A 17,789-nucleotide genomic window follows, 5' to 3' on the forward strand; every position below is an offset into this window, starting at 1 on the left:
TTCGATCTGTTTTTTAGACGAAACTGCACTGATATGCAACCCTGAACGGTGCTTTAGTATTGATTATTAAATAGATATGTGAAGTGCTTGATGCAGCCGCTTAGCACATGAATATTTCTGCAAGCCTGTTCAACCCTTCAGGCTATCCAGTTCAAACAATATACCTGCCAGCTTTTGCGCCCAATCGGCATAAATTTTACCGGAAAGATGTAACCCGTCGGACGATACCAGTGATAAATCCTCGTCCACCTTGCGTGTGCCAGGGGTAATATCCAGGTAGTGTACATGGTACTGGGCAGCCAGTTCGGCATTTACCCTATTAAAGCTGTCAATTTCGGCAGCCACTTTTACAATATCGCTGCCTTCAGCATGCGGGGTGGCACTCCAGTCGGGGATAGACAATACAAACACATGCTTCGGCTTTTCACCGCTGTAATGCAATGCCTTCTTCAGCAGAAATTCGAAATCGGCTTTATAATCTTCCAGGCTTAGTCCGCGGTATTGGTTATTCACACCCGCAAGCAGGGTTACCATATCATAATGATCAGCCAGGTGTGTATGCAGCAGGTGTGCGGCAAGCTCGCCGGTAGTCCAGCCGGTTCTGGCCACTATTTCAGGTGCATGTATATGCCATCCTTTTGCGCGCAGCAACTGCACCAGCTGGTAAGGGAAAGAATCGTACAGGGGCTCGTTTTCACCAATGGTATACGAATCGCCTAATGCAAGAAATGAGAAATAATGCCTAGTCATGCCAATGTTTTTTGAAGTGTGGTATAAAAGCGGTGTACATCGCTGAAGCTGCAATACAATGGTGCAGGTGCCAGCCGTATAACGCCTGGCTCACGGTAATCGGCAACAATGCCGCTATCTGTTAGCTGGTTGTGTATTAACCTGCCATTCTCCGGGAAAAACAACGAAAGCTGTGCACCGCGTTGTGCGGGATCAGCAGGCGTGATGATGTTACAACGTAAAGCCGGACTTTGCTGCAGCAGGTATTCAAGATAACCGGTTAAGCGGATGCTTTTTTCACGGATGGCTTCAATACTGGTCTGTTCAAATATTTCGAGTGAAGCTTTTAATGCCACCATGTTAAATACCTGTGTGGTGCTCAGGTTCCACCCGCCTGCATTGGTTTTCGGGATAAAGCCTTTTTCCATTTTAAAGCGTGTGGCTTCATCATTGCCCCACCAGCCGCCGAGCCTCGGTGTATCAATAGATGCTGCATGTTTTTCGTGTACAAACACACCACCCGCAGCACCGGGGCCGCTGTTAAGGTATTTGTAACTGCACCATACTGCAAAATCAACGTCCCAGTTGTGCAGTTGCACCGGTACATTGCCGGTTACATGCGCAAGATCCCAGCCCGCCACAGCGCCTGCCTTGCGTGCTGCCGCGGTAATGCTTTGTATGGGCAGCAGCTGACCGGTATAGTATTGAATGCCGCCGAACAATACCAGCGCCAGTGAAGCGCCGTGCTGTGCTATGGCTGCAAGTATATCTGCTTCGTGCAAGGTTTTCTCCCCTTCGCGCGGGGCTATTTCAATAATGGCATCAGCAGGGTGGTAGCCGTATTGCTTTACCTGCGTTTCTACGGCATACTGGTCGCTCGGGAAAGCGCCTGCTTCCATCATTATTTTATACCGGCTGCCACTGGGTTTGTAAAAACTCTGCATCATCAGGTGCAGGTTAACGGTAAGCGCATTCATCACGGTTATTTCGTGTGGCTGCGCACCGGTAAGTTTACCCAGTGCAGGTGTTAAATGATCGGTGAAATGCAGCCAGGGATGTTGCCCTTTGAAATAACCCTCCACTGCCAGCCCGCGCCAGGTGCTGAGTTCGGTTTCAAAAGCGGCGGCGGTATTTTTGGGTTGCAGACCCAATGAGTTGCCGCAAAAATAAATAACATCCTGTTGCTGGTATTTGGGAAAATGAAACTGCTGTTTCAATGAAGCCAATGCATCTGCTGCGTCTGCTTCCAATGCAAATGTGTGGCTGGTGTTATAAGCTGGTGGCATGGCATCCGTTCGTTTAGCCGTAAAATACATTCATTCTGCGCTAATTTAACAATACGGCAGCATAGTTCGCTTTTTACGGGTTATTTTCCGTTTTTAAACCATCATTTTCCTCTATGAGAAAATTGTTACTGCTGTGCTGCTGCGCAGTAAATATTGTATTGTTACACGCGCAAACCCCGGCTGCCAAAGCCAATTATCAACTGGCAGCTCGTTTCTCGCCCAAAAAGCTCGATAAACTCGTGTTCTCTACTTCGGTAGATGCACACTGGCTGAAGAACTCCACCCGTTTCTGGTACATGTATCAAACCACTGCCGGTAAAAACTGGTACCTGGTAGATGCTGCCAAAGCAGAAAAGAAACCGTTGTTCGATAATGAAAAAATGGCTACTGCTTTAACCCGTATTGTAAAAGATCCGTTCGATGCGCAGCATCTCATTATCGATAGCATCCAGTTTACCAGCGACCATAGTTTCCGTTTTGAAGTAAAAAGCTCGCAGGATGTGGAGAAGAAAGATACCTCGCTGAAAAAAGGTACGCCGCCGGTAAAAGAAAAGAAGGTGTTTTATTTTGAATACAACACCGACAATGCTGCCCTTACTGAGCTGAAAGATTTCAAAAAGCCCAAACGCAAGCCTGAATGGGCTTCCATTGCACCCAACCAGCAAACGGTTGTATTCGCACGCAGGTTTAACCTGTACTGGATGGATAGCGCCAACTACCGCAAAGCGCTGCTGAATGAAGATGACAGCACTATTGTAGAACATGCACTCACCACCGATGGCGTAGAAAACTATGCCTATGGCGATAACAGTAATGAAACCAATGTTGACAGGGAGAAGAACAAGAATAAAAGAAAACCTGCCTACATAAACTGGTCGCCCGACAGCCGCCACTTCGCAATGGTACGTACCGACCAGCGCAGGGTAAAAGACCTTTGGGTAATCAACAGCATTGCCGAACCGCGCCCAACATTGGAAACTTACAAGTACCATATGCCCGGCGAAAAAGAAGCGCCGGAAGATGAGCTGCTCTTGTTTGATATGGAAGCACACAGCGAAAAGCCTGTACAGGTACAGCAGTTTAAAGACCAGGATATCAGTATCTGGAGCGCACCGCAGCCGGCTGCTTCACGCGATGATGATTACCGCGTACAAACCTGGCTGGGCAGTAATGCGCAATTCTATGTATCCCGCACCAGCCGTGACTTAAAGCGCATTGACCTGTTGCGTGTAGAGGTGGCTTCAGGTGTGGTAACTACCCTTGTGCAGGAACGCATGAATACCTATGTGGAAACACGCAGGCCTGCATTGATTAACGGCGGAAAGGAACTGGTTGAATGGAGCGAGCAGGATGGCTGGGCACATTTTTATTTGTATGATGATGCAGGTCACCTGAAAAACCAGATCACCAGCGGCTCGTTCCACTGCGAGGATATTATTGGTGTAGATGAAGCCAAACGCGTACTCTACTTCTCTGCCAATGGTAAAGAGCCCAATGAAGATCCTTATTACCTGCATTTCTATAAAGTGAATTTCGATGGCACCGGTTTGAAATTATTAAACCCCGGTGAGTTTGAACATGCCATGAGCATGGACGATAGCCATGCTTTCTTTGTAGACAATTTCAGCCGCGTAAACACTGCACCCAAATCTGCATTGTACAGTGCAGATGGCCGCAAGCTCATCGACCTTGAAACAACTGATCTTAGCTCGCTCATGGCCACCGGCTATAAGTTCCCGGAGATCTTCAAAGTAAAGGCAGATGATGGCATCACCGATTTGTATGGCGTGCTGTACAAGCCTTATGATTTTGACAGCACAAAGAAATACCCTGTGGTAGAATACGTATACCCCGGCCCGCAAACAGAGGCAGTGAACAAGGCATTCAGTCGTGGTGCAGACCGTACCGACCGTATTGCGCAGATTGGCATTATCGTGGTTACAGTAGGCAACCGCGGCGGCAATCCCAGCCGCTCAAAATGGTACCACAACTATGGTTACGGTAACCTGCGCGATTACGGTCTGGCAGATAAAAAAGCAGCTATTGAACAACTCGCAGACCGCTATCATTACATCGACATTAACCGCGTAGGCATACATGGCCATTCAGGTGGTGGCTTTATGAGTACCGCTGCAATGCTGGTGTATCCTGACTTTTTTAAAGTGGCCGTATCTTCTTCAGGCAACCACGACAACAGTATCTACAACCGTTGGTGGAGTGAGAAACACCATGGTGTAAAAGAAACCATTGATGAAAAAGGTGATACCAGTTTTGTGTATGCCATCGATAAAAACCCTGATCTGGCAAGGAACCTGAAAGGCCACCTGATGCTCACAACCGGCGACATCGATAACAACGTGCACCCAGCCAATACCATCCGCGTGGTAAATGCACTGATTAAAGCCAACAAGCGCTTCGATTTAATGCTACTGCCCGGTCAGCGCCACGGTTACGGCGATATGCAGGAATTCTTTTTCTGGGGCCTGGCCGATTATTACAGCAAATGGCTGCTGGGCGATTTCTCCCAACCGGTAGACATTGTAGAAATGGACAGGGAGCAGCAACAGGGCGGCAAGAAATAAGTTTTGATGGTTGAATGGCTTTATTGCTATTGAAAAAACGGAATAAAAAGGGCTGTACCGAGGTATGGCCCTTTTGTTTTCGAATCATAATGCGCTAATGAGTTGATTATGAGAAAATTAATTCTTTTCCTAAAGTTCATAATAAAAATACCATAAAAGCAGCGCTGTTGCCAGCTTCCGATTAAATTTGTTGGCACCCCGCTGTATGCGGTGTTTATTTTAAAACGATTTACATGGCTGCCAGAACAGACCTCTTTCAATCTCCCGATTATTACCAGCTGGATGAACTGCTCACCGATGAGCACAAACTGATACGCGAAACAGTACGCAGTTATGTAAAGAAAGAAATTACGCCCATTATTGAGCAGTACGCACAGCGCGCCGAGTTTCCGCAACAAATTGTGCGGCAAATGGGTGAGCTGGGCTGTTTTGGTCCAACAGTACCGCAGGAATATGGTGGGGGAGGGTTAGACTATATCAGCTATGGCCTTATGATGCAGGAACTGGAACGCGGCGATAGTGGTGTACGCTCCACCGCCAGTGTGCAGGGCTCACTGGTCATGTTCCCGATTTATGCATACGGCAGTGAAGAACAAAAACAAAAATACCTGCCCAAACTGGCGGGCGGTGAATGGCTGGGTTGTTTTGGTTTAACAGAACCCGATCATGGCAGCGACCCTGCAGGTATGCTCACCAACTTCAAAGATGCAGGCGATCATGTAGTGCTCAATGGCGCCAAAATGTGGATCAGCAACGCGCCCTTTGCACAGGTGGCTGTGGTATGGGCCAAGGATGAACAGGGCGAAGTGCGCGGCATTATTGTAGAGCGCGGCATGGAAGGGTTTACCACACCTACCACACACGATAAATGGAGCCTGCGTGCAAGTGCTACCGGTGAGCTCGTGTTCGACAATGTAAAAGTTCCCAAAGAAAATATACTGCCCGGTGTAAAGGGATTAAAAGGTCCGCTCAGTTGTTTAACCAAGGCCCGCTACGGCATTGCCTGGGGCGCACTGGGCGCTGCAATGGATTGTTATGATACTGCTCTGCGCTATGCAAAGGAACGTGTGCAGTTTGGCAAACCCATTGCGGGTTTTCAGCTGCAGCAGAAAAAGCTGGCAGAAATGATTACCGAAATAACCAAGGGCCAGCTGCTCGTGTGGCGTTTGGGCGTGCTGATGAACGATAACCGGGCAACACCTGCGCAGGTAAGCATGGCCAAGCGCAACAGCTGCGAACTGGCGGCGCAGATAGCACGCGATGCCAGGCAGGTGCTGGGCGGCATGGGCATTACCGGCGAATACAGCATTATGCGCCACATGATGAACCTTGAAAGCGTAATTACCTATGAGGGCACGCACGATGTACACCTGCTGATCACCGGCATGGACATCACAGGTATCAATGCCTTCAAGTAATCATATTATATTTAATACTTATTAAAGATTCCTTAATTTGAATGCGCACGCGTTTATTCACGGCACAGAAATCTACCTTTATTGTATTCAATATTTTTATAAGATAATTCGATGAACATTTCCCCCGAACTGCGTAAGAGAGTTGACAACAAAATTGCCGAGCTGGATAGTATGGCTGGTATGCTGCCCTGCATTGCCTGCATCCACAACCGTGACCTTGAACTGGAATACCTTTCACCATTGGGGCAAAAACAGCTGGGTCACACGTTGGAACAGCTGAAAGCCATGGGGCACGATTACCATCATTTGTTTTTTGAAACCGAAGAGGCCGACTTCGTGCCCAAGGTTGTAGCCCTGCTCAAGAGCAAGGATGTAAGCCAGCGTGTATCATACTTTCAGCGGGTAAAGTTTTACCACGAGAACGAATGGGTATGGCATGCCACTACTTCGCAGATACTGATGCAGGATGATGATGGCGAGGTATTGCTGTTTATCACTTTCTCTGTACCCATCGATCCCAAACATCATTTAACCAGCAAGGTAACCAGGCTGCTGGAAGAGAATATTTTCCTGCGTAAGAACTACGGGAAGTTTGCTGCACTGGGCAGAAGGGAGAAAGAAGTACTGCAATTGATTGCTACCGGCAAAAGCAACCAGGAAGTGGCAGGAGAGCTGTTTATTTCTGCTGCAACGGTAGAAACACACCGCCGCAACATCAAGCAAAAACTGGATGCAGGTTCGTTGTTTGACCTGATGGAGTATGCAAGGGCATTTGACCTGGTGTAGTAGAAATAAAAATCTGTCATGAACAGATTCTGCGTTGGTGCGCAAAAATTGGCGTTCCACACTCCCCCGAGGGTCGCCCACTGTTCACGACAGATTTTACAGGACGTATATACCTTGATGTGCACATCAATAGCATCCGGCCCGGGTGAAAAACCCGGTTAGCTTTGGTTTGGTTGTTTTTGCCCTGAGGCTGAAAGTCAAGGGTTGTTAATATGATTAAAAAGGAAATCCAGGCTGCTATAAAACACCGCCTTGCAGAGGAAAAATATCTACAGTAACGATGAATATGCCTGCAAAATAGCCGAAGTGAGCACCCCACCCAATACCGGGTTTCAGGTAATTTTTGGCTGAACAATGCTTTTTGCTGTACGACTAACGATTGTTTTTTCCGTATTTCTCTGTACCTATGCCCTAAAGCTGCGTTAACAAATGAAGTTGTTCCTGATTGGCATGATGGGCACCGGGAAAAGTCACTGGACCAAATACCTGTCGAAAAAAACAAAGTTGGCCGGATATGATCTGGACTACCTGATAGAAATGAACGAAGAGAAAACGATCGCTGAAATCTTTGCAGAAGATGGCGAGGATTACTTTCGTAAAACAGAAGCAAAACTGCTGCGCTGGTTTGGTGAAAAGAAAGCCTATATACTGGCCACCGGCGGCGGCACACCCTGTTTTCTCGATAATATGACGTGGATGAACAAACAGGGTATCACTATCTGGATCGACGAACCTGTTGAAACCCTGGTAGAGCGTGCAGTGCAGCAAAAAGAGCACAGACCCGCCATACAGGGCCTGACCAACGAAGAGATACATGCATTGTTTGAAAAAAGAATAGCAGAAAGAAAGGTGTTTTACAGTCAGGCAACACATCACCTGAAAGGAGCAGACATTTCGGAAAAGGCATTTCAACAAATCATCCGGCAATATGCATAGAAAATACCTGCAGCTGGCTGCCGTGCTTGGTGCACTGGCGGTAATACTGGGCGCATTCGGTGCACACAAACTGCGCGAACTGGTTTCGCCCGAATCGGTGACTATCTTCGAGAAAGGGGTTACTTACCAGTTTTACCATGTATTTGCGCTGGCATTAACAGCGGTACTATGGAAAGAGTTCCCCAACAAATGGCTGCGCAATGCAGCAAACCTGTTTATCGGAGGTATCGTATGTTTTAGCGGGTCTCTTTATGCCTTAACCTGGCTAACAGCAGGTAGTTTTGGCCAGCTCATAAAAGTGGTTGGCCCTGTTACGCCGGTTGGCGGTTTATGTTTTATTGCTGGCTGGGCCTGCCTGGTAGCCGGGTTAAGACGAAAAGAATCCTAATTTTCAGTATATTGCACTTATCAGGCATCATGATGGTCATTAAACAGCGGCTCATCATTGTCCATGAGCTCGCGTTCAATTTCCTCCATCTGAACAATATCCCATGCTTCGCTCTCGGTTGGCGTTACATTTAAGAAGTCGAGCAGTTGAAATTCGTCGAGCTTTTGCTCAACGGACGGTTTTACATCGCAGATAACAAAAGAAGAATTATTGTCATAAAATTTTTGCTGTAGTTCAGCAATTTGTGTGGCCGCATTTTCGTCTATATCATTAACAGACGCGAGATTGAGCACAATATTGCGGATTGGCTGCTGCAAAAAAGGAATTACCGCAGCAGCAAGCTCCGCTGCTAAATTGTCAGATAAAGAAGACAGTTCTGGTGTTATTACAGTAAATTTTTCCTTGGTATCAATTTTGACCTGCATATTCTACTGGTTTGGCTAAGTTTAGAATAATTGGAATTATTAAATGATTAACAGGGTGTGCAAAACACGCTGTTATATCGCTCAAAAATATTCGTTATAATTGTACAACCTCTAATAAAATTTTATGGATAATAACTTTTCAGCCCAGGTAAAAGAGATCATTTCGTTTAGCAGGGAAGAAGCGCTGAGGCTGGGGAATGATTTCATTGGCACAGAACATTTATTATTGGGATTGATTCGCGAAGGTGAAAATACGGCCATCAAAATACTGAAACAACTTAATGTTGATTTGTATGAATTAAGAAAGGAAGTAGAACTGGCTGTGAAAGATAAAACCGGAAAGAACATTGCCAATATAAACAGCCTGCCGTTGACAAAACAGGCAGAGAAGGTAATTCGTGTAACCGTACTCGAGGCTAAAGCGCTTAAAAGTCCCCTCGTAGAAACGGAACACCTCATGCTCTCAATATTAAAGAACAAAGAAAATATCGCCACCCAGATTTTAAACCAATTTGATGTGGACTACGATATTTTCAGAAACGAATTGGGTATGGTAAGAAGCAATGAACCTCGCAGTGAGTACACAGAAGGAGATGACGACGATTTCGATGACGAAAAACGCAGTTACTCTTCACAGCAGCGCAGCAAACAGAGCGGTAATGCCAAAAGCAAAACCCCTGTTCTCGACAACTTCGGGCGCGACATTACCAAGCTGGCCGAAACCGGTGCGCTTGACCCCATTGTTGGCCGTGAAGAAGAAATTGAACGCGTATCGCAGATCCTCTCACGCCGTAAAAAGAACAATCCCATCCTGATCGGTGAACCCGGTGTAGGTAAAACAGCCATCGTTGAAGGCCTGGCGCTGCGTATTGTACAGCGTAAGGTAAGCCGCGTGCTGTTTGATAAAAGGGTGATTTCACTCGATCTCGCAGCCCTGGTAGCAGGTACCAAATACCGCGGCCAGTTTGAAGAACGCATGAAAGCGATCATGAACGAGCTCGAGAAAAACCGTGACGTGATCCTGTTTATCGATGAAATACATACCATTGTTGGTGCAGGTGGTGCCAGCGGCTCACTCGATGCCAGCAATATATTCAAACCGGCCCTGGCCCGCGGCGAACTCCAATGCATTGGCGCCTCTACGCTGGATGAGTACCGTATGTACATCGAAAAAGATGGCGCGCTCGACCGTCGCTTCCAGAAAGTAATGGTTGATCCTCCAACAGTAGACGAAACCATCCAGATATTAACCAATATCAAAAGCAAATACGAAGAATACCACAATGTTTCTTACAGCGACGACGCAATTGAAGCATGTGTTAAACTGAGTGACCGCTATATGACCGATCGCCTGCTGCCCGATAAAGCCATTGACGTAATGGATGAAGTGGGTGCACGCGTTCACCTGAAAAATATCAATGTTCCGCAGAACATTCTTGACCTGGAAAGGCAGATTGAAGATATTAAACAGGAAAAGAACAAGGTGGTAAAAAGCCAGCGTTTTGAAGAAGCCGCAGCACTGCGTGATACCGAAAAACGTTTGGGCGAAGAACTGGAAAAAGCAAAAGGCATCTGGGAAGAAGAAAGCAAACACAAACGTTATCCTATCGATGACGAAGCAATTGCTGAAGTGGTAAGCATGATGACCGGCATTCCTGTAAAACGCATGGTACAGGCCGAAAGCGAGAAGCTGCGCAAAATGAGCGACGATATGCGCGGTATGGTGATTGGCCAGGATGAAGCGATTTCTAAAATCGTGAAAGCCATCCAGCGTAACCGTGTTGGTTTGAAAGATCCGAAAAAACCAATTGGTACCTTCATATTCCTCGGACCAACCGGTGTTGGTAAAACCGAGCTGGCACGTTCACTTGCACGGTATATGTTCGATTCGGAAGATGCACTTATCCGTATCGATATGAGTGAATACATGGAGAAATTCACTGTGAGCCGTTTAATCGGTGCGCCTCCGGGTTATGTAGGTTATGAAGAAGGTGGCCAGTTAACCGAGAAAGTGCGCCGTAAACCATACAGCGTTATCCTGCTCGATGAAATTGAAAAAGCACACCCGGATATCTACAACATCCTGTTGCAGGTGCTGGATGATGGTCAACTGACTGATGGTTTGGGCCGCAAGGTGGACTTTAAGAATACACTCATCATCATGACTTCAAACATTGGTGTTCGCCAGTTGAAAGAGTTTGGTGACGGTGTAGGCTTCGCTACCGCAGCCAGGATGCAGAACCAGGATGAAAACAACAAAGCGGTAATTGAGAAAGCGCTGAAACGCACCTTCTCCCCGGAGTTCCTGAACCGTATTGATGATGTGGTGATCTTTAACTCACTGAGCAGGGAAAATATCTTCTCTATCATCGATATTCTCATGAAAGGAGTGCTTAAACGCCTCACCAACCTCGGCTTCTCCCTCGAAATGACGGATGCTGCCAAGGAGTTCATTGCCGACAAAGGTTATGACGTACAGTTTGGCGCACGTCCGCTGCACAGGGCCATCCAGAAATACCTGGAAGATCCTTTGGCAGAGGAAATCCTGAACATGAATGTGAAACAGGGCGATATTTTGATAGCCGACCTGGATAAGGAAACCAACAAAATCAAGTTTGCTTTCGGTAAAAAAGAACAGGAAGCAAAGGTGTAAAGTATATTTCGAATGCTAACTACAGAAAAAGGACCGCGCTGCAAAGCCGGTCCTTTTTTTATTAGCTTCCCGTTTAACGGTAAGCATAAAAAATCCCGTTGGAAAACGGGATTATTCAACAAAACATTCAAGGCATCAGCCAAAATCAAACACTATGAAAACCAAAACATGCTATACCGGGGAATCACCCTCTTTATAAAAAATACAGTAGGCTTGTAAAAGAAGGTTTAGGGTTTTGGCGGACATTGAATAGGAACCTTGGGGTATGTATACTAATTAATTCTTGCTGATCACAAACTGGAAGGCCGGCGGCTCAACCGAGTAATATAAATTGGTAATGTCTTTAACCTTTGTAACCGTTTTACGTTTCTTAACATTGAACAAATCGTACGACACCAGGAACGTGTGCAGTGAATGAATGCGCAGCAGCATTTTCTGCATTAGCTCAGTTTCGGCAGTGATGAACTCCGGTGTAATCTGTTGGTTGCGGTGAACCAGGATAAGTTTGTTGTTCATGTTTTTTGTTTGTTGTGATTGACAGTACAAGATTACGACCCCGCCCTGGTTGCATCGATATAAAAACAATTAAAACAATATTTATATATGATTAAATGCTTTTATTTTATTTCAATGCTTTTTAAGGAGATACTGTAATTTTAAAATCAAATGCAGTCACAGCAAGCATTACAATTTACTGGGCTGTTTTTAAGTTGAAGCAAAAAGTATGGATTATACCCGGGAATTCCGCAAGTTCATCAACAGCCAGTACCTCTATACGGGTATCCGTATTACGGCCGGCGTAATTATCCCGGCAGTACTGCTGCATCATTTCGGCCTGCTGGCCACCATGATGTCTGTTCCGCTGGGTGCATTGTGTGTGAGCCTGACTGATAATCCCGGCCCGCCGCATCACCGCCGCAACGGTTTAATTGCAAGTGTGATCATCAACTTTATTGTTGCGCTGATAACAGGGTACAGTCATCACCTGCCCTGGCTGGTATCTATCGAGATCGTTGTTTTTGGTTTGTTCTTCACACTGATCGGCGTGTACGGCACACGCGTTAACTCCATTGGGCTAATTGCCTTGCTGGTATTTATATTCACCATCGATAACCGCAGCAGCGGCAATGCCATTTTACTGCAGGCTGCTTATTTTTCTATAGGTGGTATCTGGTATGCGTTTCTAAGCCTGGTATCGTATACGCTTCGCCCGTATAAACTGATTCAGCAACTGCTGGGGGAGTGTTTGATTGATACAGCCCGTTACCTGCAAACAAAAGCTGCTTTTTACGAACACACACCCGATTACACCAAAGACACCAGTGAGCTGATTCATTACCAGGTACTGATTCAGCAGCACCATGCAGATTTAAGGGAGATGCTGCTGAAAACACGCAGCGTGGTAAAAGAATCAACCAGGAAAAGCCGCATACTGATGATGATGTTTTTAGACAGTATTGACCTGTTTGAACGCATCATGACCTCGCAACAGGATTATGTGACCCTGCACAAGGAATTTGATGATACCGGCATCCTTGATCAATACGGCAATATGATTTTACTGCTGGGTAACGAACTGCTCGAAACCGGCCTGGCCGTGCAAAGCGGTTTGCGTGTACACACCGGTGTAGATGCCAATGCAGCCCTGCAAAAAACAACGGAAACATTCCAGGAACTGCGCAAGCGTTACCTGAACCCCGATACCATTGAAGGTTTTATTAAACTGCGTCATATTTTGTACAGCCTGCAGGACTTAACGGAACGCATTACCCGCCTGCAAAGCCTGAGTACCTACAATGATGCAACCCTATTGAAGAAAGTAGGGGAAGAAGTGGCGCTGGATGAATTTGTAAGCCACCAGGAAATAGACCCGCATTTGCTGGCCGATAACCTGTCGCTGAAATCGGGCACGTTCAGGCATGCAATACGGCTGGTAGTGGCGCTGCTGATCGGGTACGTGGTTTCACTGCTGTTTCCGCTGGGGCATGGTTACTGGATACTGCTCACGATTGTCACCATTATTAAACCGGCCTATAGCATTACCCGGAGCCGCAATATCCATCGTTTGGCAGGCACGTTGATAGGCGGGTGCATTGGTTTTGTAACGCTGTATTTTACAGACAATCATACTTTCCTGTTTATCATGATGCTGGTGGCGATGATTGTATCGTACAGCTTTTTAAAACTGCAATACCTGGTAAGCGCTGCAGCCATTACGGTGTATGTGTTGCTGAGCTTTTTCTTTTTAAGTCCGGCCGGTTATACACACGTATTAACCGAACGTGTGCTCGATACCCTGATTGGTTCAGTGATTGCCTTCGCCATTTCGTCGTTTGTATTGCCCAGCTGGGAGCATGAGCAAATCATGTCGTACATGCAGCAAGCATTGCGGGCCAACCGCTATTATTTCGATACGGTAGCTGCAGTGTTTACCGGCAGCCCGCTGAATATGACGGAGCAACGGCTTGCACGCAAGGAGGCCTTTGTGGCGCTGGCCAACCTGTCGGATAATTTCCAGCGCATGCTGTCTGAGCCGAAAGACAAACGCCCGCGGCTGGAGCATTTTCACCAGTTTGTGGCGCTTAACCATATGCTCACTTCCTATATTGCCAGCCTCTCATACTATGCACAGCGCAGTGCTGCACAATACGCATCGGCAGATTTTCAACCACTGGTGCAGCAGGTAGATCTGCAGTTCAGGCAGGCAACGGAATTGCTGGAACGTAAGGTAGATGTGCAGGCCGTAAGCCTGCAAAGCAAACACCCCATCAGCGGCAAGGTGCAGGAGTTGATGATACAACGCCGCAAAGAGCTGGAAAGCGGTACGGTAGAAGCAGGGCAGTCGGTACGTAAAACGCTCTCAGATCTCAAAACCATCACCGACCAGTTTGCGCTCATCAGCACCATTACGGTAGATGAAATACGTGTGTTGCAGAAAATACTCGAGTAGCTATTTTTCCCGCCCCCATTGATAACTGTTGGTTTGCAAACCGGCCAGGTCAAGCAGCCGGTTAACCACGGTGGCGGCCATTTCCTCCATGGTTTGGGGGCGACTGTAAAACGAAGGGGAGGCTGGGCAAATGATGCCGCCTGCCAGGGTAACGGTTTCCATATTGCGGATATGGATAAGGTTGTACGGTGTTTCACGTACCGCGAGGATCAGTTTTCTTCTTTCTTTCAATATTACATCGGCTGCGCGCGTAAGCAGGTCATCGCTGATGCCGCCGGCAATGCGTCCCAGCGTTCCCATGCTGCAGGGTACAACAATCATCACATTGTACTGCGCGGAGCCGGAAGCAAAAGGAGCAGAGAAATCGTGCTTGTCATAAAAGGTAAACGGGTAGCCGGTATAATCTTCATTACCCAGTTCTGTGCGCCACACGGTACGTGCATTGTTGCTCATTACCACGCCCACGCTTTCCCATTGCTCTTTCAGTTTCAGCAATGTGTTCAGCAGCAACTGTGCATAAATGGATCCGCTGGCACCTGTAATCGCCACCACGATTTTGTTCTTCATCCCGCAAAGGTAGGGAAACCTGCGGCGCAGGTTTCAGCGGATAGCTTTTAGCAGGTAGCAGTTAGCTTGTTTTGCCGCATCGCCTTCGGCGACAGTCACAACTGGAAAACAGCTGCAAGCTTCAAGCTGCGAGCTGCGAGCTTGTTTAGTGCAAATCGCCTGCGGCGAGAAGCATAGTACCCGCTAAGATAGTCTCGACCGTCGATGTCCCGATTCTCGATGGCTTTCCCCGCTCACCCTCCTTATCCGCCCTTCCTGCCGTTTTTTTTCGGCTTATCAGCCAAAATTGCCCTAATTTCCGCACCAAATTTTTTACAAGGATGAGGAGAATCTACGTACCACTTGCTGTATTAAGTATGGCCATTGCCCTGCCTTGTGCAGGTTTGCTGGCCCAGCAGCAGGCGCTTTCCACAGCTCAGATGCTGAAAAACGATCGCAAAGGATTGATGAAGGAAATACCCCGTATTACCGGCTGGCAGGATGATACCCATTACCTGTTAACACAGGGCCAGGGCGCAGGCACCACCAGCATTGTAGACGTTGCTACCGGCAAAGAACAGCCTTACCCCGGTGCGGATAAAAAAGACGAGGTTTTTGTACGTAACAACGATGTGTTTTTTAAAAGTGCCACCGGTACCGAGAAACAACTGACACACGATACCATCGAAGAAAAAAATCCTACGCTGTCACCCGACGGACAGAAAGTGGCTTTTACCCGCAGCAACAACCTGTATGTGGTAACCATTGCCAGCGGTGCAGAGAAACAATTAACCACCGATGGTACAGACCTTATTTACAATGGCTGGGCATCCTGGGTATACTATGAAGAAATTCTGGGCCGTCCCAGCAAATACCGCGCTTTCTGGTGGAACCCGGACAGCAAGCAGATTGCCTACATGCATTTCAATGATACGCGCGTGCCGCTGTTCCCTATTTACGGTGCAACCGGCCAGCATGGTTATGTAGAAAACACGCGTTACCCCAAGGCAGGTGATCCCAACCCCGAAGTAAAGGTAGGTGTGGTGAACATTGACAATGCCAATACGGTTTGGGCCGATTTTAACGAACGCGATGACCAGTATTTCGGTACGCCTTTCTGGACACCGGATGGCAAATCCCTGTGGCTGCAATGGATGAACCGCGGCCAGGATCACCTGGTGGTATACGGCATTGACCCTGCTACCGGCAGCAAAAAGCCTGTGTACGATGAACAGCAGAAAACATGGATCGACTGGCTGGATGATATTCACTTTTTACCCGGAAACAAAGGGTACGTGGTACAAAGCGATAAAAGCGGCTGGATGCACATTTACCGCTACGATATGAGCGGAAAACTCATTAACCAGGTAACCACCGGCGAATGGACGGTGAAAGATGTGCTGCTGATTGATGATCAGAAAAACATAGCATATTTCACTGCCCGCAAAGAAAACTCTGCGCGTTTTGACCTGTACAGCGTTCAGCTGGATGGCAAAAACCTGAAAAGGCTCACTTTCGGTGAATACAATAATGCCATCAGCCTTTCGCCCAAAGGCAGCTATTTTGTTACTACTTATTCAAATGTAAGCACACCTACCAAACTGACGCTGGTAGATAACAAAGGCAAAATAGTACGTGAAATAGCAGACAGCAAAGGCGATGAGCTGGGTAATTACCAGGTGGCCAAAACAGAACTGATCAGGGTGAAAACACCCGATGGGTTTGATTTGCCGCTGACCATTACCATGCCGCTGAATTATGATCCTGCTAAAAAATATCCTGTGCTCATCAGCATTTATGGCGGTCCTAATGCAGGTACCGTTTACGATAGCTGGAACTGGCGCGGCTTTGGCAGCACACAATGGTGGGCGAAAGAAGGTTTGATACAGGTGGCAATGGATCACCGTGGCTCGGGCCATTTCGGTAAAGCCGGTCAAAACTACCTGCACCGCGACCTGGGCGACTGGGAAATTAAAGACTACGAAGAAATTGTAAAATGGCTTATTGCCAACAGGTCGGTTGACAAGAACAAAGTTTGTATCACCGGTTTCAGTTATGGCGGTTATACTACTTGTATGGCGTTGACCAAAGGTGCTGATTTCTTCACACATGGTATTGCAGGCGGCAGCGTAACCGACTGGATGCTGTATGATTCGCATTATACAGAGCGCTACATGGATCTTCCTTCTGAAAATCCCGAAGGATATAAGAAAAGTGCCATTGCACCATATGTGAGCAATTACAAAGGCAACCTGTACATTGTACATGGCAACATGGACGACAATGTGCATATGCAGAACAGCATTCAGCTGATCGGCGCTTTAGAAGATCAGAAGAAAGTATTCCAGTTTATGATATACCCCGGCGGCCGTCATGGCTGGGCCAATGACCGCAACAAGTGGGCACATTTCAACAACGAGAAAACACGTTTCTATTACGAGAAATTATTGGAGAAACCAGTAGTGAAAGATGCGCTGGAATAACGGGTGGTGAGCGTGAGTTAACCATTAAAAAGCCGGTGCCCTGCACCGGCTTTTTATATGGCTTTAAGTGCAGTAAGCAATGCACTGGCCTCTTCTTCCTGGCGAAGGGCAACCACATATTCGGTAGTAGTATAAGGTACTATAGAGAAACGGAATGTTTTATTGCTTCGTAATTTCAGGATATGGGTACCAAAGAAATCGCAGCTGAAAGATTGAATGTCGTTGCGGGTGAAATATTCTACCGGTCCTGATAAAAACATGCCTTGTTCATATGCGAAAGAGAACAGGGCGAAGCTGTGGTTGTGAAGATTGTAGCCGAGCAGGTAATTCTCGTGTACCCGCTTTTTGAACACCCATAAATAACGGGTATATGCATGCGGTGCATACAGAATTTCATATTGTTGCGGGGTATCCACTGTTTTATTGAATAGCTCACGCAACAAGGCAATGTTACCGTCACTCTTTTCCTGCGAAGGCTTGAAATACATGATCGCAACTGTTTAACAATAAAGAAATGCAACCGGTGGTTTCACAGTGGATATGGGGATTGACAGATGGGCGTAGAAAATCTAAGTGAATATAATAAAAAAAACTCATTTGGCGTATA

The 17,789-nt window shown here is 47.0% G+C and carries 14 protein-coding genes; 8 read left to right on the top strand and 6 right to left on the bottom strand.

Annotation, left to right across the window (positions count from 1 at the left end):
* Nucleotides 1-129 precede the first annotated feature (129 nt).
* Both DXN05_RS08605 and kynU read right to left on the bottom strand, forming a co-directional pair.
* On the bottom strand, nt 130-750 hold the full coding sequence (locus tag DXN05_RS08605; protein ID WP_116846813.1) for an SGNH/GDSL hydrolase family protein: 621 nt from the start codon (nt 748-750) through the stop codon (nt 130-132).
* The gene (gene kynU / locus DXN05_RS08610; RefSeq protein ID WP_116847146.1) at nt 747-2,015 is read right to left on the bottom strand and encodes a kynureninase; all 1,269 of its coding nucleotides are present in this window, start codon (nt 2,013-2,015) and stop codon (nt 747-749) included. The genes DXN05_RS08605 and kynU overlap by 4 nt, the downstream gene beginning before the upstream one ends.
* 113 nt (nt 2,016-2,128) lie before the next feature.
* Here kynU and DXN05_RS08615 point away from each other — a divergent pair, with 113 nt between their 5' ends.
* The 5 genes from DXN05_RS08615 (at nt 2,129) to DXN05_RS08635 (ending at nt 8,125) form a co-directional block, all read left to right on the top strand.
* Nucleotides 2,129-4,597 (top strand): S9 family peptidase, encoded by a 2,469-nt coding sequence (locus DXN05_RS08615; protein WP_116846814.1) that lies wholly within the window; start codon nt 2,129-2,131, stop codon nt 4,595-4,597.
* Nucleotides 4,598-4,830: 233 nt separating this feature from the next.
* On the top strand, nt 4,831-6,015 hold the full coding sequence (locus DXN05_RS08620) for an acyl-CoA dehydrogenase family protein (protein WP_211330004.1): 1,185 nt from the start codon (nt 4,831-4,833) through the stop codon (nt 6,013-6,015).
* 111 nt (nt 6,016-6,126) lie between these two features.
* Entirely contained in the window at nt 6,127-6,801 is a 675-nt protein-coding gene (locus DXN05_RS08625) for a response regulator transcription factor (protein WP_116846816.1), read from the top strand.
* A gap of 429 nt (nt 6,802-7,230) precedes the next feature.
* Nucleotides 7,231-7,737, top strand: a complete 507-nt coding sequence (locus tag DXN05_RS08630; RefSeq protein ID WP_116846817.1) for a shikimate kinase — start codon at nt 7,231-7,233, stop codon at nt 7,735-7,737.
* Nucleotides 7,730-8,125, top strand: coding sequence for a DUF423 domain-containing protein (locus tag DXN05_RS08635; protein WP_116846818.1), 396 nt, complete (start codon nt 7,730-7,732; stop codon nt 8,123-8,125). Before DXN05_RS08630 ends, DXN05_RS08635 begins: the two co-directional genes overlap by 8 nt.
* 20 nt (nt 8,126-8,145) lie before the next feature.
* Here DXN05_RS08635 and DXN05_RS08640 read toward each other — a convergent pair whose 3' ends face one another.
* On the bottom strand, nt 8,146-8,550 hold the full coding sequence (locus DXN05_RS08640) for an STAS domain-containing protein (RefSeq protein ID WP_116846819.1): 405 nt from the start codon (nt 8,548-8,550) through the stop codon (nt 8,146-8,148).
* Between the two features lie 124 nt (nt 8,551-8,674).
* On the opposite strand from DXN05_RS08640, the gene DXN05_RS08645 reads away from it, so the two are divergent.
* On the top strand, nt 8,675-11,203 hold the full coding sequence (locus tag DXN05_RS08645; protein WP_116846820.1) for an ATP-dependent Clp protease ATP-binding subunit: 2,529 nt from the start codon (nt 8,675-8,677) through the stop codon (nt 11,201-11,203).
* Between the two features lie 276 nt (nt 11,204-11,479).
* Here the strand turns inward: DXN05_RS08645 and DXN05_RS08655 are convergent, their stop codons facing one another.
* The gene (locus DXN05_RS08655) at nt 11,480-11,719 is read right to left on the bottom strand and encodes a hypothetical protein (RefSeq protein WP_116846822.1); all 240 of its coding nucleotides are present in this window, start codon (nt 11,717-11,719) and stop codon (nt 11,480-11,482) included.
* A gap of 208 nt (nt 11,720-11,927) precedes the next feature.
* Between DXN05_RS08655 and DXN05_RS08660 the strand changes: the two genes are divergently transcribed.
* The gene (locus tag DXN05_RS08660) at nt 11,928-14,153 is read left to right on the top strand and encodes an FUSC family protein (RefSeq protein ID WP_116846823.1); all 2,226 of its coding nucleotides are present in this window, start codon (nt 11,928-11,930) and stop codon (nt 14,151-14,153) included.
* On the opposite strand, the gene DXN05_RS08665 is transcribed toward DXN05_RS08660, so the two are convergent.
* Nucleotides 14,154-14,720 (bottom strand): UbiX family flavin prenyltransferase, encoded by a 567-nt coding sequence (locus DXN05_RS08665; RefSeq protein WP_116846824.1) that lies wholly within the window; start codon nt 14,718-14,720, stop codon nt 14,154-14,156.
* Between the two features lie 320 nt (nt 14,721-15,040).
* Between DXN05_RS08665 and DXN05_RS08670 the strand changes: the two genes are divergently transcribed.
* A complete protein-coding gene (locus tag DXN05_RS08670; RefSeq protein WP_245975164.1) occupies nt 15,041-17,182 on the top strand; it encodes a S9 family peptidase in 2,142 nt (713 codons plus the stop codon).
* Nucleotides 17,183-17,235: 53 nt separating this feature from the next.
* On the opposite strand, the gene DXN05_RS08675 is transcribed toward DXN05_RS08670, so the two are convergent.
* Nucleotides 17,236-17,670, bottom strand: coding sequence for a hypothetical protein (locus DXN05_RS08675; protein WP_116846826.1), 435 nt, complete (start codon nt 17,668-17,670; stop codon nt 17,236-17,238).
* Nucleotides 17,671-17,789 lie beyond the last annotated feature (119 nt).

It is taken from the genome of Deminuibacter soli, assembly GCF_003412455.1.
Taxonomy (GTDB): domain Bacteria; phylum Bacteroidota; class Bacteroidia; order Chitinophagales; family Chitinophagaceae; genus Deminuibacter; species Deminuibacter soli.